The organism is Pseudomonas phytophila, assembly GCF_025643095.1.
Taxonomy (GTDB): domain Bacteria; phylum Pseudomonadota; class Gammaproteobacteria; order Pseudomonadales; family Pseudomonadaceae; genus Aquipseudomonas; species Aquipseudomonas quasicaspiana.
In genome coordinates, this window is the sequence record NZ_CP081201.1 from 695932 (window position 1) to 718115 (window position 22184).

General features: G+C 56.0%; 12 protein-coding genes. 3 read left to right on the forward strand and 9 right to left on the reverse strand.

Annotated features, from left to right (window positions below; genetic code table 11):
• Window positions 1–343: 343 nt before the first annotated feature.
• The 5 genes from mscK to K3169_RS03120 all read right to left on the reverse strand — a co-directional run bounded on the left by mscK (window position 344) and on the right by K3169_RS03120 (window position 8487).
• Window positions 344–3721 carry a mechanosensitive channel MscK gene (gene mscK / locus K3169_RS03095; RefSeq protein ID WP_263272204.1) on the reverse strand — a complete coding sequence of 1126 codons (3378 nt, stop codon included), beginning with the start codon at window positions 3719–3721 and terminating at the stop codon, window positions 344–346.
• Window positions 3722–3756: 35 nt separating this feature from the next.
• Window positions 3757–5499: a potassium/proton antiporter gene (locus tag K3169_RS03100; RefSeq protein WP_122397662.1), complete on the reverse strand. Its 1743-nt coding sequence runs from the start codon at window positions 5497–5499 to the stop codon at window positions 3757–3759.
• Window positions 5500–6967: 1468 nt separating this feature from the next.
• A complete protein-coding gene (locus K3169_RS03110) occupies window positions 6968–7429 on the reverse strand; it encodes a hypothetical protein (protein WP_255877700.1) in 462 nt (153 codons plus the stop codon).
• 94 nt (window positions 7430–7523) lie between these two features.
• Complete coding sequence (locus K3169_RS03115) at window positions 7524–7886, reverse strand: hypothetical protein (protein WP_263269905.1); 363 nt, start codon at window positions 7884–7886, stop codon at window positions 7524–7526.
• Window positions 7864–8487: an Imm43 family immunity protein gene (locus K3169_RS03120; protein ID WP_231675837.1), complete on the reverse strand. Its 624-nt coding sequence runs from the start codon at window positions 8485–8487 to the stop codon at window positions 7864–7866. Before K3169_RS03120 ends, K3169_RS03115 begins: the two co-directional genes overlap by 23 nt.
• 178 nt (window positions 8488–8665) lie before the next feature.
• Between K3169_RS03120 and K3169_RS03125 the strand changes: the two genes are divergently transcribed.
• Window positions 8666–9118 (forward strand): hypothetical protein, encoded by a 453-nt coding sequence (locus tag K3169_RS03125; protein WP_263269907.1) that lies wholly within the window; start codon window positions 8666–8668, stop codon window positions 9116–9118.
• 166 nt (window positions 9119–9284) lie between these two features.
• Window positions 9285–11951, forward strand: coding sequence for a dermonecrotic toxin domain-containing protein (locus K3169_RS03130; protein WP_263269909.1), 2667 nt, complete (start codon window positions 9285–9287; stop codon window positions 11949–11951).
• Window position 11952: 1 nt separating this feature from the next.
• Here the strand turns inward: K3169_RS03130 and K3169_RS03135 are convergent, their stop codons facing one another.
• The 4 genes from K3169_RS03135 to putA all read right to left on the reverse strand — a co-directional run bounded on the left by K3169_RS03135 (window position 11953) and on the right by putA (window position 20179).
• Complete coding sequence (locus tag K3169_RS03135; RefSeq protein WP_122394872.1) at window positions 11953–13755, reverse strand: acyl-CoA dehydrogenase; 1803 nt, start codon at window positions 13753–13755, stop codon at window positions 11953–11955.
• A 310-nt stretch (window positions 13756–14065) separates the two neighbouring features.
• On the reverse strand, window positions 14066–14278 hold the full coding sequence (locus tag K3169_RS03140; protein ID WP_122394873.1) for a DUF6124 family protein: 213 nt from the start codon (window positions 14276–14278) through the stop codon (window positions 14066–14068).
• A gap of 527 nt (window positions 14279–14805) precedes the next feature.
• Window positions 14806–15957, reverse strand: coding sequence for a hypothetical protein (locus K3169_RS03145; RefSeq protein ID WP_263269912.1), 1152 nt, complete (start codon window positions 15955–15957; stop codon window positions 14806–14808).
• Window positions 15958–16225: 268 nt separating this feature from the next.
• Window positions 16226–20179: a trifunctional transcriptional regulator/proline dehydrogenase/L-glutamate gamma-semialdehyde dehydrogenase gene (gene putA / locus K3169_RS03150; protein WP_263269914.1), complete on the reverse strand. Its 3954-nt coding sequence runs from the start codon at window positions 20177–20179 to the stop codon at window positions 16226–16228.
• Between the two features lie 453 nt (window positions 20180–20632).
• On the opposite strand from putA, the gene putP reads away from it, so the two are divergent.
• A complete protein-coding gene (putP, locus tag K3169_RS03155) occupies window positions 20633–22123 on the forward strand; it encodes a sodium/proline symporter PutP (protein WP_027901443.1) in 1491 nt (496 codons plus the stop codon).
• Window positions 22124–22184 lie beyond the last annotated feature (61 nt).

The window sequence follows — 22184 nt, forward strand, 5'->3', positions numbered from 1 at the left end:
CCAGTTGGTGGCTGGGTATAGGAGACCTGCAGGTTCATCCGATGGCCGCGCTGTCTCGCGGAAAACATTGAACCTGTAGGAGCGCCACCCCGGTCGCTCCAGAAAAGAATTCCAGATCAAGTGGTTGTATGTTGTTTGATAACAGCTGCCGAGCTCCTATCAAACAAAATGCAAATTAATGGCTTGAAATGCATTTTCTGTAGGAGCTGCCGAAGGCTGCGAAGCATTTCTCCTGATACACCGCGATCGCAGCCTTCGGCAGCTCCTACAGGTCCAATGTTTGCTTCGCGACAGCGCTGTGTCAGGGCACAGAGCGATCTCCTGCAGATTTCTGTAACCGGCTTTAATCCAGTCGCAGCTCCGGCGGCTCTGGCTGATCCTTCGGCGCAGGTTTGACCGGCTCTGCAGATTCAAACTTGAGCGGGCCGCTTGGTTTTGGCTCTTCATCCGTAGGCACCAGCTTGTATTCCTGCCCGCTGAGATTCTTGAGGTAGACCTCCATCTGCCGGAACGAGATGTTGATGTGCTGCTTCTTGAACTCTTTATTGATGAAACGGTTGATCTCGTCGAGCACCGGGTTGCGGTCGCCGAGATCGCGCACGCGCATGCGCAGCTCATGATCGAGCGTGCTTTCGCCGAAGTTCAGGAAATACACGATTGGCTCCGGGTCCTTGAGCACGCGCGGGTTATCCCGGGCTGCCTTGAGCAGTAACGTGCGAACCAGATCCAGGTCAGAGCCGTAATCCACGCCGAGTTTTAGAGTCACCCGGGTGATGGTGTCGGTCAGCGACCAGTTGATCAGTTGCCCGGTAATGAACGTCTTGTTCGGGACAATGATGTCCTTGCGGTCAAAGTCGGTAATGGTCGTGGCGCGGATGCGAATTTTGCTGACCGTACCCGACAGGTTGCCGATGGTGATGGTGTCGCCAATCCGCACCGGACGCTCAAACAGAATCATGATGCCCGAGATAAAGTTCGCGAAGATCTCCTGCATCCCGAAACCAAGGCCCACCGACAACGCCGCTACCAGCCATTGCAGCTTGTCCCAGCTCACACCCAGTGCCGACAGCGTCGACACGAAGCCGATACCGGCAATGGCGTAAGAGAGCAGGGTGGTGGTCGCGTAAGCACTGCCTTGAGCCAGGCTCAAGCGTGACAACACCAACACTTCCAGCAAGCCGGGCAGGTTACCCGCCAACACGAATGTAATGCCAATGATCACCAGCGCGCCGATCATGTCGCCGAGGCTGATCGGCACCATGCTCATGGTGGCGCCAGTACCGCTGGTGTATTCGTACAGAGTGATGTTGTCCAGGTACGAGAACACGGTGATGAGATCCGACCACACCCAGTACAGCGCAGCCACGAAGCCGGCCAGCAGTGCCAGACGAATCAGGCGCAGCGATTGCTGGTTGACCTGTTCGATGTCCAGCGTCGGCTCTTCGACCACCGCATCACCATCGCCCGCTTCTTTGGCTGCCTGACGCTTGGCCAGTGCCCGCTGATAGGCCAGACGTCGTGCAGCAACGCTCAGACCGCGCACGAAGGCTGCCTCGATCACGAGCCAGAGCATCATCAGGTACAAGGTGTCGATCAGCCGATCACTGAGTTTCAGCGCGGTGTAGTAGTAGCCGAAGCACACCGCGACAAACAGGGCGATAGGCAGCGCAGTAAACGCCATGCCCATGGTTTTGCGAAACAGCGAAGCGTTGTGATTGCTTGGGCTGGTCAGCAGCAGACGGCCAAGCAACCATGCCATCAGCGCATAGCAGGTCAGTACCACGCCAATGCCCAGCACGTCGTCGGCGAGTGCGGCAGGTTGATGTTCGGCCACCGCCACAACCGCGACCAGCGCCAGTACGACCAGGCCAAGCTTGCGCATCCAGCCCTGAAGGAATTCGACCTGCGCCTTTTCCCAGCGGAAATGCAGTTGTGCCACGCCGCCCGGCGCAAGGATCCGGTAGGCGGTGTAGAACACCAGCCACGCCAGTGCGATTTGCAGCAGTGCTTCGCCCAGGTTGGCGTTTTGCCCGCGTGCGTCAATTTGCAGGGCATAACCACATAAGGCCAGCGCCAAGGCAACCGGCATTGCCAGCAGGATATTGATCAGAATCGCCAGCGGCGTCTGCAACTGGCTGTCACGTTTGAAGTGGCCGATATCGGCATGCAGCTTGTTGAGTTTGTTGTAGAGCGCTTTGCGTCTCCACGTCAGCACGCCGATCAACAGCAGCAGCGGCAGGAATAACAAGGGGCGCTGGGTCAGGCCATCACTCAGCTCGCTGGCGCTGGAGGCGATGGGCAGCGTCGCCACCTGTTTTTGCAGACGTGGCCAGATGCCCTGAAACCACTCCACATCGAGGGGCTTGTTGCTGGGGATCCAGAACATCTGCTCATCCAGCGTCTCGCGCAGGCTGATGGCGGTGCTGACCAACTGCTTCTGATTGAGCTGCAAGGTGATGGATTCATTGAGCAGTGCGCTGAGTTCGCGGTTCAGTCGTTCCAGCAGATCGCTGCGGGTCACGGCCAGGTCCAGCAAGGTTTTGCGCAACTGTGGAGTGATGTCCGCTGGCTGCTGAGTAGCCAGCAGCTTTTCAACGTAGGCCACCGGGCTGCTCATCGCCTCACGCTGCTGATTGACCTCGAACTGATACAGGCGGATGTCGGCGATTTCGTCTGCCAGGCCTTTGTCCAGTTGCAGATGTGGCAGCGATTGCTTCTGTTTGTAGAGAATCTTCGACAGCAACAGGCTGCCGCGCAGCACGTTGATCTGCTCGTCCAGCGCCTGATCAGTCTGGGTCAGGTTATCCAGCTGTTGTTTGGTCTTGAGGTTCTGTTGGGTCAGTTCGTTGAGGCGGTCGGTGCCGCGCAGTAAATAGTCGGAGAGCTTGAGGTTGGCGGCGCTTTCGGTCGCCAGCAGGCTGCTGCTCCCGGCTTTCTGCGCTTCCAGAGACAGTTGGGTCACCGTCTGCTGGGACTGGGCGCGGCGCTTTTCGTTGATCAGGTTTTGCAGTTCCTGAATTTCCTGCTCCTGACGGCTGACTTTCTCTACCAGCAGGTCATGCTGGCTGTTGCCCAGATCCTGCAACTGGCTGTTGCCCGCCAGTTCCTGACGGCGCAATACATTCAAGGCATTGATTGACGCCAGCTCAGCATTGAGCTGAGTACGTTGTTCAGCGCTGAGGGTTTTACCGTTGTCTTTACCCAGCTTGAGAATGCTGTTGATTTGCTGGATGCGGTTCTGATTATTACTGATCTCGGCCTGAGCGCGTTCAGGACGAGTCTGGGCAGTAATGACCATGCTGCTGGCATCGCTCAAGGCTTTTTGCAATTCGCCTTGCAGAGTGCTGCGCTCGCTGAGCATGTTTTCCAGCTGCGGCACGTCAAGACTGCCATAGCGCTGGGCGACGGGAATGACTTTGCTGCCTTTGAGGCGCGTCAGTTCCCGCTGGTTTTCGGAGATCTGCTTCTGTGCGTCGTTCAGTTGCTGCTTGAGCGCAGTGAGCTTTTTCTCGTTATCGCTTTTGCTGTCGATAAAGCCCAGGGTCTGTTCCAGCACCTGCTGCAGGGCTTTTTGGTCTGCATCGGGCAGTTTGCGGTCGGCGATCTTGTCCAGGCTCTGCTGCACGGCCTCGCGCGTGGGTGGATCGGCAGCCAGTACCGGGAAAGACGAGAGGCAAAAGCCGAGCAGGATGGCAGCAAAGAAATTACGCAGGGGCAACATAGACACCGGTCGAGCTGATCGAATAGAAGGGCAGTTTAGAGGAACAAACCAGGACCTGGGTTGCTTCCTTCCGGGAATCTGACGCCGACTTTGAGGATCTTGTTCCCCTCCATCACAGCAACTGTCCAAATAGTTCCATTCCATTCGATCTGATCGCCAACAATCGGCTCGCCGCGATTCTTCTGCACAATGAACTGGCTCAGCGGCATGTTGCCGTCCTGACCGTCCAGTTTCAGACCGTACAAGGCGGCAACTGCGCTCAGTTGAGCGTCGCCTTCCAGCACGAAGTCGCCGAAGAAACGCAGGTCCAGACCACGTTGCGGCGCCTGGCTGAACAGTTTGCCCAGGGCGGGCAGGTCATGTTCGTGGCCGATGACACACAGCAGGTCATCGACTTCCAGTGTTGTACTGCCCGACGGGTGAAGCAGTTGCTGGCCGCGGAACAGGGCGGCGATGCGCGTGCCTGCGGGCATTTTCAGTTCGCGCAGGGCGGCACCGATACACCACTTTTCTGCACCGAGACGGTATACGAACAACTCCCACTCGCTGGTGACGTGGACTTCCAGAGGCGCGCGGGAAATCGGCGCAGGCTCGGGCGGGACAGTCACTTTGAGCAGCTTGGCCACCCACGGCAGGCTGGTGCCCTGTACCAACAGCGAAACCAGCACGATAAAGAACGCCAGATTGAAGTACAGCTGCGCATTGGGCAGGTTGGCCATCAGCGGGAACACCGCCAGAATGATCGGTACTGCACCGCGCAAGCCCACCCAGGCAATAAACGCCTTTTCACGTCCGTGGAAGGCTTTGAACGGCAGCAGCCCGACCATGACCGAAAGCGGGCGTGCGACGAGGATCATCCACAGCGCCAGGCCCAGTGCCGGTATCGCAATCGGCAGCAGGTCGTGGGGCGTGACCAGCAGGCCCAAGACCAGAAACATACCGATCTGCGCCAGCCAGGCCATGCCGTCAAGCATGTGCAAAATACCGTGACGGCTGCGAATCGGGCGGTTGCCCATCACCAGCCCACACAGGTAAACCGCCAGAAAACCGCTGCCGTGGATGGCGTTGGTCAGGGCAAACACCGCCAAACCGCCAGAAATAACGAGAATCGGATACAGGCCGGTCGCCAGATTAATGCGGTTTACCAACTGCAACATGAGCCAGCCACCGCCCAGACCGATCACGCCGCCGATACCGAATTCGCGAATGAGATGGACCAGCAGGCTCCATTCCAGATTGGTCTGGCCGTTGGCGAGCATGCCGATCAGGGTCACGGTGAGGAACACCGCCATCGGGTCGTTACTGCCGGATTCGATTTCAAGGCTGGCGGTTACTCGCTCATTCAGGCCTTTGCCGCCCAGCAGGGAAAACACCGCAGCCGCGTCTGTTGATCCGACGATAGCGCCGATCAACAAGCCCTGAATCATGTTCAGATTAAACAGCCAGGCCGCGACCATGCCTGTCAGAGCCGTCGTAATAAGGACTCCGATCGTTGCCAGCGACAGCGCGGGCCACAACGCCACCCGGAAACTGGAGACCCGCGTTCGCAAGCCGCCGTCTAGCAGAATGACTGCCAGCGCAAGGTTGCCCACCAGATACGCGGTGGCGTAGTTGTCGAAAATAATCCCGCCGCCATCCACGCCCGCGACCATACCGACCGCCAGGATGATCACCAGAATCGGGATGCCCAGACGCGAAGAAATAGAGCTGACCAGAATGCTTGCACCCACCAGCAACGCGCCGATCAAGAACAGGCTGTTGATGGTTGTGGCATCCAAGGGCGTTTCTCCATGCAGAAAAGTCGATAAGAAAAGAAGGGCAGTACGTTATGACCATGCAGTCACCGTGCCAACCGATTCTAACCTGTTGAATTGGTTGGCTGTCAAAGCATTGCTGTTGATTGACTGAACAGCGGTGTTTATGTCGATACACGGGCTGCGGATGTAACGTCCCTTCGCGAATGAATTCGCGCGGGACATCAACCGAGGCAGACACATGCCCGGTAGGAGCGGATTCATCCGCGAAGGCGGCGGGACAGGCGACGCGTATGCATTGACTGTAAGGGCCTCTTCGCGAATGAATTCGCTCCCACCGGGGGATGTTGGCGTAGCCGTCAGTTGAGCCGGACACATGCCCTGTGGGAGCGGATTCATCCGCGAAGGCGGCGGTACAGGCGACGGATATGCATTGAATGCAAGGGCCTCTTCGCGAATGAATTCGCTCCCACTGGGGGATGTTGGCGTATCCGTCAGTTGAGCCGGACACATGCCCTGTGGGAGCGGATTCATCCGCGAAGGCGGCGGTACAGGCGACGGATATGCATTGAATGTAAGGGCCTCTTCGCGAATGAATTCGCTCCCACCGGGGGATGTTGGCGTACCCGTCAGTTGAGCCGGACACATGCCCGGTAGGAGCGGATTTATCCGCGAAGGCGACGGTACAGGCGACGCGTATGCATTGAATGTAAGGGCCTCTTCGCGAATGAATTCGCTCTCACCGGGGGATGTTGGCGTATCCGTCAGTTGAGCCGGACACATACCCGGTAGGAGCGGATTCATCCGCGAAGGCGGCGGTACAGGCGGCGCGTATGCATTGAATGTAAGGGCCACTTCGCGAATGAATTCGCTCTCACCGGGGGATGTTGGCGTATCCGTCAGTTGAGCCGGACACATGCCCTGTGGGAGCGGATTCATCCGCGAAGGCGGCGGTACAGGCGACACGCATGCATAGAATGCAAGGGCCACTTCGCGAATGAATTCGCTCCCACCGGGGGATGTTGGCGTACCCGTCAGTTGAGCCGGACACATACCCTGTGGGAGCGGATTCATCCGCGAAGGCGGCGGTACAGGCGACACGCATGCATAGAATGCAAGGGCCACTTCGCGAATGAATTCGCTCCCACCGGGGGATGTTGGCGTACCCGTCAGTTGAGCCGGACACATACCCTGTGGGAGCGGATTCATCCGCGAAGGCGGCGGTACAGGCGACGGATATGCATTGAATGTAAGGGCCTCTTCGCGAATGAATTCAGTCACACTGGGGGATGTTGGCGTACCCGTCAGTTGAGCCGGACACATGCGAATGAATTCGCTTCCGCCTTTTGAACCCGCGTCCAGTTTCACCCAAGGAACCGAGGTATCCATAGCCGTGAAGCTCCAGGTCTGCTTGTCGTAACGAGTGCCTGCTTTGCGGTACTGTTTTAGCCAGCGGAACATCCGTTTAATGATGTTCCGCTGCATCAAAGGCCTAACGTATCGACTCATAAACAGATCGCAGTTGCTTCGCGTACTGTTTAGCATTCGGTATCCTGATTTTCTTCAGGTAAGAATCCAGCATTTCCGGTTTGGTTTTCAGGAGGTGCAGTTCAATCAGATAAATGTTCAGAAAGTTTTTATAAAATGGGAGCGTCTCTAGTAGAACGTCATCTTCATCTTCACTATGCTTTCCTTCCTGCTGATCCTCAGTCCCCTCAATGCTTTTCAATTTTGCAAGCACGTACTTCTCGCAAAAAAGCTTGTCGCTGGCGACTACTTCAAGGTCCTTTACAGTAACACCGGCTGCATTAATGTCCTCAATGTCATACCCCAGTAATGCGTCAGGTACGATTTTGTCATTCGTCGCCAGTTTTGGATTTTGAACCATTTGCTCAAGGAGGCTTGAATAAATTTCTCCCTCAATCCAGTGTCGAGCCTCTTGCAGATTTACCATATATCCACTCCCATAATCATATTCACGAACCTGTCCTGTCTGTGTCAATTGATCGGCAGTTCGTGCGCCGATGCGTTAGCGCCGGAACCTTGAGTCAGACGATATCTAAAAAATCGTCATTATCCATGTAGTGGTTCAGTGCGCTGATGACCATATCCATGTCTGCAGTTTGTTTCTGGTCGTATATATTGCGTAGCACATCATTGAATTGCTCTCCGTAATACAGGAGTTCAAGTCCGTTGGCGGTTACAAATTCACTGTGAACATCTTCGTCGTTTATAATCTCTGGATAACGATCCAGATAACAGATTGTTTCAGGCGTTATGAGCTCTGTTTCTTCCTCTGTATACAAGCATAAGTCGTCTAGGACTGCTGGTCCGGATTTTAAAAAAATAATCAAATCTACGATTGTAATGGGTTCGCCAAGGCGAAGGCTAGAATTCAAGTTTCGCATCATAAATACTTTCCTCGATATCAATGAAGCTCATGCCTTTTAAGTTTTCTGACTCGATGGCTTGCTTTAGTCTTGATGAAAAGACATATTCCTTCATGAGCATTTCACTGCAAATAAAAAAGTCTAAATCAATATCCTTTTTCTCAACAACAAATCGTGTTATCGAGTCGTAAATGTCTCTGCCATCATGATAGTTGTCTTGTTCAGGCAGGTGTGTGGTCGGGTCTTTTCTGATTTCATAAACAGCGTTCTTTTTGTCTAGCAGGCTCCTGATTTCCCGGCTGCGTAAAAGAAAATATTTTTTGGGTGTTGTCGATGATTTGTGTCCCTGAAGATGGACGCGGACTTCTATGGTATCCATTCTGCCATAGCGGAAAAGTCTGATTATGTTCAGCAGTTTTTCAGAGCAGATGAATTCGCTACCGAAATAAAAGAAATCAGTATCCAAGGCTTTGTGCCTGGCAAGGAAATCGAGGAGGGTTCCTGGCTGAGGGAATCTGGCATCCGAAAAGTCATTCGAGTTCCAGCCATAGCGTTGAAACTCTCCATCAATCCCGCCGCCAGGACAGCCTTTATCGCCCGGTTTATATTGGATCAAAAACACCATCGCCCCCTTGGCATTGCGTTCTGATATCGTTGAGTTTTACATTCTACCTTGAGTATTCGCTCGCCACCTGTCTATTATAATGAATAGTAAAGAATGCCAGGGTAGCGAGTTATGGTCTACAGTACACCAAAAAACCACAAGCTAAAAAGCCTGTTTTCATAAGGCTGGATGCAGTATGCAACCTCTCAGAACCCCTGTAGGAAAAAAATACTTTGGCTCTTTTTTCTTCTTTGTTTTTACGTTGCTTGTTTTGGCAATGTACTCCGCTGTATTTAACCTGTTCGACAATTCTAATTGTCAGGGGTTTAACCACACTGAAAAGTTAAATGGAGGTGCGAAAACAATCGACAATAAAACGTTCGTGATAACTATTTGCGGGGCCGGGGTAAATAATAGTTTTTTTAATGGCGATGGTATGGAAAGGGTCCGATTGACTATTCTGGACGATCAAGGCGAGCTGTTAGTGAGGAGATATTATAAGGTTTTCTGGGGCGGCCAACCCGGACATGAGCCGCTTAAGATTTCCGAAGACAGCATTGTCTATCAAGATGACAAGGACCAGACAGACCACACAATCACGATGCCTCCCACACGGCTGGAATGGATTCGGGCAAGGCTCCCTCTTTAACGACGGGATTTTTGATGGCAATTCTACCCGCGCCGACTTTTCGTACAAAGCCCAGTCATCGAGTGATAGCGGCGTCGCTCATCGCAAGTAGGTAATTAATTACTGCACATCCTCCTTCCTTTGCTGATTGGATAAGCCCTCACTAGATCCAAAGGAATGGATAAAAATGGCGTCTAAAACAACCGGCTTTGACCGTGCAGCACTTCAACAACGTCACTCCGACGATGAATCCCGGCTGAAAAGGATGGCACGCTGGTTTCTGGAGGATTACCCCGATATTCATGGGCTGGCGTATGCCTTGGCACGCAGGATTCTGAAAAAACATTCCGTCGGGCATCTCAATCCGGATCAGATTTACTGGCATCGTTTTACTGACGGCACCCGCTCCAGCCCGCGGACTTTCACTGGGTGGGAACATGTTGGTCAGCCTGCCGAATCCACGACCCTGGTGGAACTGGTAATGCATCGCTTCAGCGCCGAGGACCAGGACGCAACGCCCGGGACGCTGCAACAGACGGGTGGCTTTTACACCGATGGGCCAGAGTGCCGGCTTTTCAACGAGCATAACGAAGTCGCGCTTTTGCCCCAGGATGTACTGAATGATTTCTGGGCTGCGGACTTTGCGACGATCTACACAGGCGCAGTGAAGCGCTTCTGGGCCGCGCATGGCGAAAATTTCCGCACCCTCGCCAAAGCACATTTTCTGGCCGCCGCCGCTAACGCAAAGCGTGCCGACAGATTACCGGACGAGCACTACCAGACGGTTATTGATGCCGTAGCCGCCTCGGTGCCGGATGTCATGACCCGCGCGGTGCTCCGTGCGCGTGTCGTTCCTCAGTCAGGCATCACGTTCCGCAGTTTCGATATCGGAGAGTATGTCGCCCACGACATTGTTCGAATTGTCGATGGCAAGGGAGGCCAGATTCTATACGTGCCTTCTCAACGGCCTGCGTTTCATTTCTTTGCCAGTGATGCTGCTTTGCACGCCTGGGTGTTGGAACAATGCGCGACTGACGCGTCGCGGTCGACCTTTACGTTGCATTTCTTTTCCTCGCAGGCCGCCAAGGAGCAGGACAGCGGAGTGTTTGACGGTTGGATCGGGCAATTGCAAAGGCATGAGTGGTCCGATCAGAAAGTCATCAATCGCATCGATCAGCAGATTGTCACAGACGTGTTCGAGCACCTGCGTGAACGTGCCCAGGCCAACATGCAGGCGCAGGGATATCTGCTGCTCACTTCGAACTCCGACCTGCGCAAGCAAATGATGATAGGCTATCTGAACGCCTTCACCCAGGTGTTCGACGGGATCGCCCCGTTGGCATGGCCGTTGACCCTGACGCTCGTAGGGGCAGCACTTACCAATGTCGGCTTGAGTATTGATCAGGCCCTTAACGGCAACACATCAAGGCTGCGCAAGGCCGGGGTGATCAGCGCTGTCCTCAATTCGGTTTTTGTGGTGTTCAACCTGCCGGACATGGCGGGGGCGGGCGCCGCGTTGTCGGAAACGGGCGTTGCAATTGAAACGGTGGATGACTGGGTGCCTGCTCAAAATAGCGATGCGTTTCTGGCCGAAATGCGCGGTAACGTGATTCTGGATGAAGACATTGCTGATGCGTCCGGGCACATGCAAGGCATCAGGGTGCTAACCAATGGTGAAACGTGGATTGAAATCCGCAACCTGCCTTATCGTGTTTCATACAACAGCTCCTTGCGAACCTGGGCCATCGTCAACCCTCAAAATCCGTTCGCTTTCTTTGGCTTCAAACCGGTGCGGCTCAATGCTGTGGGAGAGTGGGAGTTACTGGCTCCACCGCACCTGGGTGGCGGCTCTCCCATCGATGGAGTTGAAGGTGCAACTTCATCGGCAGGCTCCCAATCACAATCACTGGTCCCGACCCGATCCGCATTCTGGGATACCTACATGCGCTTCGATCTGCTCGAAGAGGAGCAGCTCTCCAAAATAGCCCTCGCGCGGCAGAAGGCGGTGGTGGATGACTGCGTTCGGGAATACGACCCTGCTTCGGATTTCGACTCGGAAATGGACACGGGTGGATTCATCAGCACCGATGAACACGGCAACCGGCTATTGGTTGACGCTTGGGGCGACGAGCATCGGCTGTTCAAAACCGAGGATGAGTACATTGGTGGTCGTGTATCTGATTACACCGCGCGCGACGAAGATTTCAACGTTTACCTGCGCACCGGCGAATCGACACTTCCCAATCAGATCGAAATGATCGAGGAGCTTGCCGAGGATATCGACAGCATCGGCTGCAACAACGACGTGGACCTGTATCGCGGTGGTAGCGGCCATCGCAGTACATCAGGCATTACGTTTCGCAGCGGGACGATCAAAACGGGGGATATTCTGGTCAACACTGACTTCACCTCGTTCAGCGAAAACCCTTATGTGGCGCGTATTTTTTCCAGCAGCCAGGGCGGCGTGCAATCGCATATTTTCCAGCTGCACATCAACGACGGTGCGGTGATCAGGTTCGACGATACCTCCATCGTTTTCGAAGTTCCGGCCAAGGCCTATCGCACGGCAACCCCAATAGCGCCTTTTTCGGGGGATTGGGAGGAAGCTGAATCAGTCTTCAAACCCGGTACCTTTTTCAGGATCGAAAACATTGAGGAGGTAGTGGGCGAGCATTTCAAATTCATCAAGGTGCGCTTGAGCGAAAGTCCAGCCGGTCGTCATCGGACCGGTGAGCCTGCAGGCCGTATCTTTGATCTGCGCACGGGCGAGCCATTCAGTCGTGAGCAATACGCGGCGAGACTCGGGCCGCAGGGATCAGCGCTGCTGGATATGTTCTTCCCGTCGGCGACCTGATTCAGAACCATTCACTTTGCATCGCCAGGCATAGGTCATCACGCGCTTCAAGAATTGTCAGTTCGTGATGACAGCCCGGCACCTCCCACGTCAGGAAGTATCGGGCGGCCTGCAGTTTGCCCTGATAGAAGTCCTTATCGGCCTCGCTGCCATTGGCAAGGCCTTGTTGTGCGCGAATGGCCTGTTCCAGCCACCGCCAGCCGATCACGGTGTGACCGAAAGCTTTTAGATACAGCGCCGAATTGGCCAGGGTCGCGTTCACTTTTCCCTGCGCCAGATCGCCCAGCAGGCCAAGTGTCACGGCTTGCAGGCGCGCCACCAATTGCTCCAGTGGCTGGCGCAGTTCGGTCAATGCTTCATGTGCTTGAGCGCGTTGTGAGGTGTCGGCAATCAGCCGCAATAATTGCTTGAGGCCCGCACCGCCGTTTTGCGCCAGCTTGCGGCCCAAGAGGTCCAGTGACTGGATACCGTTGGTACCCTCGTGAATCGGGTTCAAGCGGTTGTCGCGGTAATGCTGCTCCACCGGGTATTCCCGGGTGTAGCCATGGCCTCCCAGAATCTGGATCGCCAGTTCATTGGCCTTCAGGCAAAACTCCGATGGCCAGGCTTTGACGATGGGCGTGAGCAAGTCCAGCAACTGTTGGGCACTCTGACGCGCCTCTTCTGTTTCTCCGGTGGTGGTGTCATCGAACAGTCGCGCCGCGTACAGGCCCAGATCGAACGCACCTTCCACGTAAGCTTTTTGGGTCAGCAGCATGCGCTTGACGTCGGCGTGCTGGATGATCGGCACCGGAGCGCTTTCCGGGCTTTTGCTGTCAGGCAGACGGCCTTGTGGCCGTTCGCGAGCGTAATCGAGCGAATACAGATAACCCGCGTAGCCGAGCATGACCGCACCCATGCCCACGCCAATACGCGCCTCGTTCATCATCTGAAACATGCAGTTCAGGCCCTGGTGCGGCTTGCCCACCAGGTAGCCGACGCATTGCCCGTTATCACCGAAGTTAAGGGCTGTTGAGGTGGTGCCGCGCCAACCCATCTTGTGGAATAAACCGGCCAGAATCACATCGTTACGCGGCCCGAGGCTGCCGTCTTCATTGACCAGAAACTTGGGCACGATAAACAGCGAAATACCTTTCACCCCGGCAGGTGCATCCGGCAGCTTGGCGAGCACCATGTGCACGATGTTTTCCGACAACTGGTGATCGCCACCGGAGATAAAAATCTTGTTGCCGCGCAGACGATAGCTGCCGTCCTCGTGGGGTTCAGCGCGGGTGCGAATGTCTGAAAGGGATGAGCCTGCATGGGGTTCGGTTAACGCCATGGTGCCGAAGAAACGGCCTTCGATCATCGGTTGTAGGAAGCGCTTTTTCTGCTCCTCGCTGCCGAAGCTTTCGATCAGGTTTGCCGCGCCCATGGTCAGGAACGGATAGGCCGTAGAGCCTGCATTTGCGGCTTGAAAATGTGCAAAACAGGCTTGGGATAAAAGCGTCGGCAGTTGCATGCCGCCGTCTTCAAAGCTGCGTGCTGCATTCAGAAAACCCGCCTCAAGAAACGCATCAACGGCAGGTTTGACCTCGGGAATCAGAACCGCTTCGCCATTTTCATAGCGTGGCTCGTTCTCATCGGCCTTGCGGTTGTGTGGCGCGAAGTACTTTTCAGCGATGGTGCGCGCTGTGCCAATCGCGGCATCAAACGTCTCCCGATTGTGCTCGGCAAACCGCTCACGCCGGGTCAGCGCTTCGGCGTCCAGCACTTCGTAAAGCTCGAACGCCAGATTGCGGGAACTGAGCAGCGACTCGGACATGACCCTGTACCTTGTTGTTGAAGTGGGTTGAGTCTAGGCGCGTGTTTTTGAGCTGCACAGGATGATTGATTTGGGTGATGGTGGGGGAAAGCAGGCGTGAGGCTGCTTGGCAGGTGCTGCTCATCAAAAAAATGTAATCACCTGATCTGGAATGCTTTTCTGTAGGAGCTGCCGAAGGCTGCGAAGCATTTCTCCTGATACACCGCGATCGCAGCCTTCGGCAGCTCCTACAAGCCCAGTGTTTGCTGCGAGACAGCGCCGTGTCAGGTAGGAGGCAACTTGTTGCCGAGACGGCTTGTCTGGCTGGAATTTATCGAGCTTCAACTCCCGCTAAGGAGCGATCCAGTTCGGTCCGTGCCATGCCGATCAGGTGAACGACGGAAAAGGCCAGGTCACGTTTCGGGCCGTTGAGGCTGTCGCCGGATTCGTAGGCGGTCGCTGCTGCGCAACGCAGGAGTTCGGAGATGTGGAGCAGGGATTGTTCGAGCGTGAGATGCGGTGGAGCTGGCGTTACTGTTGTCATGGTCACTTTCCTTATTAAGGCCACCAGACAAACGCTGCTAAACGATTGAAGGTGGCGGCTTTGTCGCGGGTTAGCAGACCGGGGAAAATCACCAAAAACCGGCGCACCCAAAGGTGCCCCACGCAAAGCCGCCATAGACGGTATTTTTGCGTGGTGATTCATCCTGGGGCTGCTAAACCCGATCACTGATGAGCAGTGACCGACGCAGCCTAGAGAGACAAGAACACCCACGCAACGGGGTCAGGAGTCTCTAGGAAGTTTCACGCAGAAGAAAGAGACAAGCCTGTCGGAAACGCCCAATTTTCAGGGCGTTTCGTTAGCGAAAGTAACCGGGTTGCTGTGAGACCCAATACATCTGATTGAAATACTATCCTTGTGGGAGCCGGGCTTGCCCGCGATAAGGGCACCGCTATCTAAACTAAACCGCTTCCAGCCTTATCGCGGGCAAGCCCGGCTCCCACAGGTTCTGCGTCATTCAGTGGGACCGGCTAGCCATGCGGCATGGGTGCGCCCGTAGCGGTCAGGTCTTACGCCAGCAACCTCAGCAGCGTAGTAATCGAGCCCGATGTTCCGCCAATCACAATCTTGCCGTCAGGCTGAACCATCACGGCTTTCACGAAGCCGATCTGTTCATTGGTGAACGTGATTGAGCCAGTCCCTTCGTTGCCGAATTCGATGTCCAGCAGGCCATCAGGCAGATAGCGGGTCAGCTGGTTGCCTGTCATCACGCCGCGATTAGCCACCAGGATTCTGCCATCTGCCTGCAGTGCCAGGTCTTCGCCAACATCGCCTGGGATGCGCAAGGGTTCGCCGCGATTGAATGTAGTGTCGATTCGCCCGGTGGCGGTCAGGCGAATCATGTGGCTGCCTGCGCCGAGATCGGAGCCGGAGCCGTTGATCAGCGCAAGAACTTTGCCATCAGAGAGGACGATTACTCTGCGACACGCGTTGTAACGGGCGTCCACCATCCGGACTTTGTACACACCGCCGTCGGCAAATCCTTGATCCAGTTCGCCTGTACGGGTCATACGCAGAATGTAGCCATCATTGCCTACTTCCCCGGCCAGATAAAATGAGTCATCACTACCGCGCGCCATGTGCAAGGTAGATACATAACTATTACCGGTCAGGAAAGTTGCCTTGCCGTCAGTGCCGAAATAAGGTTCTTCTGTTTCGTAGTTGCGGCAATAAATAATCCCCCCGTTACGGTCGGAGCTGGCCAGCAAGACGGCTTCACCCATCCCCAGTAATCGTGGAGTGGAATATTGCGGACCCTCGGCAAGGTCCATGACGTACATGAGTCGCCCTTCATGGTCATACCTGAGGAGCGGAAGTTGTTGGGACGCTGATCCGGTGATGAAGAATGATCCATTGTTCAGCCTGGCGAAACCGCTGGCGCTCTGTGCCAGGATACTCGGTGGCGCGATGGTCAGGCCGTCGTGCCTGTCCCCGAAACGGGTATCGAAGTCACCGTTCAGGTAAAGAGCGGCAACGCCCGGAACGGACAGGTTCGGTGTTTCGCGTTCGTAGGCCCCATAAATCATTAAACGCAGGCCGGATGCATCCATGGCCAGGTTCGACAAGTCATTGCGGAAGTTGCCAGGCGGGCGGACGTCAAGTTTGCCATTGATACCAAAGGCAGGATCAAACTCAATTAGTTGATTTTGTAAGGTAGGCATTTTCTAAACTCTAGTTGCGTTAATTATATAGTTTTCGAAAGATTAATTAATCAGTCGGTAGCGGCGTTTAATCACAGAGTGTTAGAGAGTGCAATGGTTTTTTGTTGTTGCGTTGCTGGCGAGTGGGTGAGGTATATAGTGCAATTATTCTGGATGGTTTAAATCTGTTTTTATAGCGAATCAGCAGGCAGATTAGGTGTCAAGATTTTAAAGTTTTGACAATAAAAAAGAGAGCCGAAGCTCTCTCTTTTATTTACCCGTCAGCCCATCAACCGATGGTCATCAAGCTCGCATTACCCCCCGCAGCTGCGGTGTTGACGCTCAGTGCGCGTTCAATCACCAGGCGCTCCAGTGCAACGTTGGTTTCGCCATGGGACAAGCCGTTGACACCGACGATTGCGCCCGGGCGTTGGGCCACTTGCTCGCAGATCACGCGCAGCTGGTCCGAGTCGCCATGATGCAGAACGGCATCGATCAGCACCTCGTCTTTCGTCCAGTCGGCTACCAGTTTGATACGCGCCTGTACTTCTTTTGGGAGTCGCGCACGCAGTGGCTTGCTGAGCGCGTTGTCAGGCCAGATCGCACTGCTGCCGACCGCCAGAACCGCAGCTAACTGGATCAGCAGGTCGCTGTCCGCTTCAGCAAGACACAGCACGTGTTCGCGCGGCAGGATGCTGTAGCTGTTGCGCTCGCCTGTAGGGCCAGCCAGCAGGCGGGTGATACCGCTTTGCGATTGCACTGCAAACTGGCTGCAAAGCTGATCCAGCTCAGGCTGCTGATTGCCGGTTGCCCAGGTTTTCAGTGCCTGCAACGGCTTGCTCAAAGCTTCGCGCATCCGGGTATCCGGCGTCGCCAGCGCATCGCCACGCACGAACGATTGCTCGATGGCGTCGACCGGACGGGTGGAGAGCAGGCGATACAGATACAGCGGACCACCGGCTTTCGGGCCTGTGCCCGACAGGCCTTCGCCACCGAACGGTTGCACGCCTACCACGGCACCGACGATGTTGCGGTTAACGTAAACGTTGCCCGCGTTGACGTTGTCGATGACCTTGGCAATCGTCTCGTCGATACGAGTATGTACGCCGAGCGTCAGGCCATAACCAGAGGCGTTGATCTGGCCGATCAGGGTGTCCAGTTCCTTGCGCTTGTAGCGAACCACGTGCAGCACCGGACCGAAGATTTCACGTTGCAGTTCGTCAAAGCTTTCCAGCTCGATCAGTGTCGGCATCACGTAGGTGCCGCGCTTGATTTCTTCGCCATCGGCGATTGCAACCTGATAGACCGTACGGCCTTTGTCGCGCATGCCTTGAATGTGTTTGTCGATGCCTGCCTTGGCTTCAGCATCGATTACCGGGCCGATGTCCACAGACAAACGTTCCGGGTTGCCGAGGCGGCATTCAGCCATGGCACCTTTGAGCATTTCGATGACGCGGTCTGCAGAGTCTTCCTGCAGGCACAGCACGCGCAGGGCCGAGCAACGCTGACCGGCGCTGTCGAACGCGGACGATACTACGTCGATAACCACTTGCTCGGTGAGCGCGGAGGAATCGACGATCATGGCGTTCTGGCCACCGGTTTCCGCGATCAACGGGATCGGGCGACCTTGCGCATCAAGGCGACCGGCAATGTTGCGTTGCAACAGACGAGCAACTTCGGTGGAGCCGGTGAACATCACGCCTTTGACCCGATCGTCGCCGACCAGACGGGCACCCACCGTTTCACCGCGTCCCGGCAACAATTGCAGCACGCCTTCAGGAATGCCCGCTTCGAGCAGAATACGAACAGCTTGTGCGGCAATCAGTGGCGTTTGTTCCGCCGGTTTGGCCAGCACCGGGTTACCGGCAGCGAGGGCAGCGGCGACTTGACCGCTGAAGATCGCCAGCGGGAAGTTCCACGGGCTGATACAGACCACCGGGCCCAGCGGGCGGTGCGCGTCGTTACTGAAATCATTGCGCGCCTGCACCGCGTAATAGCGCAGGAAGTCCACCGCTTCGCGCACTTCAGCGATAGCGTTGGCGAAGGTTTTGCCCGCCTCGCGAGCCAGCAGGCCCATCAATGGCTGGATTTCTGCTTCCATCAGGTCGGCGGCACGCTCCAGGATAGCCGCGCGTTCGGCCGGCGGAGTGGCTTGCCAGATCGGGCCGGAGCTCAGGGCGCAGAGTAGGGCGCTGTCGACATCTTCCAGACTGGCTTCCTGCACATGCCCCACGACGTCACGCAGATCAGACGGATTAAGCAACGGGGTGGCTGTGCCTTCACTGGCAGGGCTGCCGAGCATCGGGGCAGCCTTCCAGTCGTTGTGAGCGGTGGCCAGAAGGGCAGAAGACAGCGAGCCCAGACGATGTTCGTTGGCCAGGTCAATACCGCTGGAGTTGGCGCGCTCGGCACCATACAGATCACGCGGCAGAGGAATGCGCGGGTGTGGCAGGCCGAAGCCGCCTTCCTGAGTCGCCATGCGCTCGATGCTGGCCACTGGATCAGCCACCAGTTCCTGAATGGAAATCGACTGATCGGCAATCCGGTTAACGAACGAAGTGTTCGCCCCGTTTTCCAGCAGGCGACGCACCAGATAGGCCAGCAGTGTTTCGTGGGTGCCTACCGGCGCATATACGCGACACGGTCGGTTCAGCTTGCCGTCGGCGACCTTGCCCACGACTTGCTCGTAAAGCGGTTCGCCCATGCCGTGCAGGCACTGGAATTCGTACTGGCCGGGGTAATAGTTCTGACCGGCGATGTGGTAAATGGCCGATAGGGTGTGAGCGTTGTGCGTCGCGAATTGCGGGTAGATGACTTCCGGCACCGACAGCAGTTTGCGGGCACAAGCGATGTAGGAAACGTCGGTGTACACCTTGCGGGTATAGACCGGATAACCTTCCAGACCTTCGACCTGGGCGCGCTTGATTTCGCTGTCCCAGTAAGCGCCTTTCACCAGGCGAATCATCAGGCGGTGACGGCTGCGGCGGGCCAGATCGATCACGTAGTCGATCACATACGGGCAGCGCTTCTGGTACGCCTGGATCACAAAGCCGATGCCGTTCCAGCCGGTCAGTTGCGGCTCGAAGCACAGGCGCTCAAGCAGATCCAGGGACAGTTCAAGGCGGTCGGCTTCTTCGGCGTCGATGTTCAGGCCGATATCGTATTGCTTGGCCAGCAGGGTCAAGGACAGCAGGCGCGGGTACAGCTCTTCCATTACGCGTTCGTACTGGGCGCGGCTGTAACGTGGATGCAGCGCCGACAGCTTGATCGAGATGCCCGGACCTTCGTAGATACCACGGCCATGGGACGCCTTGCCGATGGAGTGGATCGCCTGCTCGTAAGAGGCCAGGTATTTCTGTGCGTCGTGCTCGGTCAGTGCGGCTTCGCCGAGCATGTCGTAGGAGTAACGGAAGCCTTTGGCTTCAAAGCGGCTCGCGTTGGCCAGCGCTTCGCCGATGGTTTCACCGGTGACGAACTGCTCGCCCATCAAGCGCATAGCCATGTCCACACCCTTGCGGATCATGGGCTCGCCGCTCTTGCCGATGATACGGCTCAGGGAAGAGGTCAGCCCGGCTTCGTTGTGGGTCGACACCAGCTTGCCGGTCAGCAGCAAACCCCAGGTCGCAGCGTTGACGAACAGCGAAGGGCTGTTGCCGAGGTGCGGATGCCAGTTGCCGGTGCTGATCTTGTCGCGGATCAATGCGTCGCGCGTGCCTTTGTCCGGGATGCGCAGCAGCGCTTCGGCCAGGCACATCAGTGCCACGCCTTCCTGAGACGACAGCGAAAATTCCTGCAGCAGGCCCTGAACGATTCCCGCACGACCGCCAGCGCTTTTCTGATTGCGCAGTTTCTCGGCTATGGTCGCGGCGAGCTTGTTGGTCGCTTCTGCCATGGCTACAGGCAGGCGTGCCTGTTCAATGAGCATCGGCACCACTTCCGGTTCAGGACGGCGGTAAGCGGCGGTGATTGCTGCGCGGAGCACCGATTGCGGCAGGATGCTTTCAGCGAACTCAAGGAAGCACTGGTGAGTGGTGTCCACCGGCAATTCGCCATGGTCATCGCCATCTTTGCTCGCTGAGCCATTGAGTTCGGAGAGGGTTGCGCCACCTTCGAGCTTTTCCAGGTAATTGAAAATCGCCTGTTTGATGAGCCAGTGCGGAGTCCGGTCAATGGACTGAGCGGCTGCTTTCAATCGCTCGCGGGTCGGGTCGTCAAGTTTGACACCCAGGGTGGTGGTCGCCATGTGCTGTCCTCATCGTGCCACTGCAACGTGGCCTTGGTTGTCGGACAAGATTAGCCATGAGTGGGGTGGGGTGCAACCGGGTGCAACCCTTTTTTTGATGAATATTTCCGGGATCTGCCAGCCTGTCCTGCTTTGACATTCTCTGGTGCACAACCGCAGTGCTGATGTACGGATGAAAGGCAGCGCATGCTCTGGAACAGGGCAGATTTCGAAAAAACGAAGGGAGGTAACGTTGAGGTGCAACTTTTTGATGGTAAATGGGTTGCACCGCTGATGAGTTGTTGAATAGGATGCGTCGCGATGTCGCATCTGCGACCAAGAATTGTTCTCGCGGGACTGGCTTCGGCTGGGAGTGAGGCCAGAAAATCTGCCGCTTTTTTCTGCGTCTTGGCTATTAATCTCCCGGTCAAAGTCGACCTCGCTAAATAAAAACAATGCCAAGGCGAAATACCAATGAGTGTCAGCAATCCCACCCTGATCACCTTCGTGATCTATATCGCAGCAATGGTGCTGATCGGCCTGATGGCTTATCGCTCAACCAATAATCTCTCTGATTACATTCTTGGCGGTCGTAGCCTGGGCAGCGTTGTTACGGCGTTGTCGGCAGGTGCATCGGACATGAGCGGCTGGCTATTGATGGGCCTGCCGGGTGCTATTTATATGTCTGGCCTGTCGGAAAGCTGGATTGCCATTGGGCTCATCGTCGGTGCGTATCTGAACTGGTTATTTGTCGCGGGTCGTTTGCGTGTGCAGACCGAGCACAACGGCGATGCTTTGACCCTGCCGGACTATTTCACCAGTCGATTTGAAGACAAAAGCGGCTTGCTGCGGGTGATATCCGCCGTGGTGATTCTGGTGTTCTTCACCATTTATTGCGCTTCGGGCATTGTTGCCGGTGCACGCCTGTTTGAAAGCACCTTCGGTATGTCTTACGAAACTGCACTGTGGGCCGGTGCTGCTGCAACCATCGCCTACACGTTTGTGGGTGGTTTCCTGGCGGTAAGCTGGACGGACACGGTTCAGGCAACGCTGATGATCTTCGCATTGATCCTTACGCCGATCATCGTGCTGCTGGCTACCGGCGGTGTGGATGCAACCTTCCTGGCCATCGAAGCCAAGGATCCTGCCAATTTCGACATGTTCCGCAACACCAGCATCATCGGTATCATCTCCCTGATGGGCTGGGGCCTGGGTTATTTCGGCCAGCCGCACATTCTGGCGCGCTTTATGGCGGCAGACTCGGTGAAGTCGATTGCCAGTGCGCGTCGCATTTCCATGACCTGGATGATTCTGTGTCTGGGCGGTACGGTTGCTGCGGGCTTTTTCGGGATCGCCTACTTCTCTGCGCATCCGGAAGTCGCCGGGCCTGTCACTGAAAATCCGGAGCGAGTGTTCATCGAATTGGCCAAACTGCTGTTCAACCCGTGGGTGACCGGCGTGCTGCTCTCGGCGATTCTGGCTGCGGTGATGAGTACCTTGAGCTGTCAGTTGCTGGTGTGTTCGAGTGCGCTGACTGAAGACTTCTATAAAGCTTTCCTGCGTAAACACGCTTCGCAGAAAGAGCTGGTCTGGGTCGGTCGCGGCATGGTCCTGCTGATTGCGATCATTTCCATCGTGCTGGCTGCTGATCCGAATAATCGCGTGTTGGGCCTGGTGAGTTATGCCTGGGCAGGATTCGGCGCTGCGTTTGGTCCGGTGGTGTTGATCTCGGTCCTGTGGAAAGGTATGACCCGTAACGGCGCGCTGGCGGGTGTACTGGTCGGCGCAATCACTGTGATTGTCTGGAAGCAGCTGGGCATATGGGGTCTGTACGAAATCATCCCCGGCTTCCTGTTCGCCAGCATCGCTATCGTGGTGTTCAGCCTGTTGGGCAAAGGCCCTTCGGCGGGTATGCAGGCGCGTTTTGAGCTGGCCGAGAAAGAGTTCAAAGCAGCGAGCCATTGAATTGAAATGATTCTGTAGAAGCGCACGAGCAACGCGGGGCCGCGATGGCGGTGTATCAGGC

Bases quoted from the DNA above. Each gene is read 5' to 3' on its own strand.
- mscK (WP_263272204.1), bottom strand. From the start codon at position 3,721: ATGTTGCCCCTGCGTAATTTCTTTGCTGCCATCCTGCTCGGCTTTTGC.
- K3169_RS03110 (WP_255877700.1), bottom strand. From the start codon at position 7,429: ATGGTAAATCTGCAAGAGGCTCGACACTGGATTGAGGGAGAAATTTAT.
- K3169_RS03115 (WP_263269905.1), bottom strand. From the start codon at position 7,886: ATGATGCGAAACTTGAATTCTAGCCTTCGCCTTGGCGAACCCATTACA.
- K3169_RS03125 (WP_263269907.1), top strand. From the start codon at position 8,666: ATGCAACCTCTCAGAACCCCTGTAGGAAAAAAATACTTTGGCTCTTTT.
- K3169_RS03130 (WP_263269909.1), top strand. From the start codon at position 9,285: ATGGCGTCTAAAACAACCGGCTTTGACCGTGCAGCACTTCAACAACGT.
- K3169_RS03135 (WP_122394872.1), bottom strand. From the start codon at position 13,755: ATGTCCGAGTCGCTGCTCAGTTCCCGCAATCTGGCGTTCGAGCTTTAC.
- K3169_RS03140 (WP_122394873.1), bottom strand. From the start codon at position 14,278: ATGACAACAGTAACGCCAGCTCCACCGCATCTCACGCTCGAACAATCC.
- K3169_RS03145 (WP_263269912.1), bottom strand. From the start codon at position 15,957: ATGCCTACCTTACAAAATCAACTAATTGAGTTTGATCCTGCCTTTGGT.
- putA (WP_263269914.1), bottom strand. From the start codon at position 20,179: ATGGCGACCACCACCCTGGGTGTCAAACTTGACGACCCGACCCGCGAG.
- putP (WP_027901443.1), top strand. From the start codon at position 20,633: ATGAGTGTCAGCAATCCCACCCTGATCACCTTCGTGATCTATATCGCA.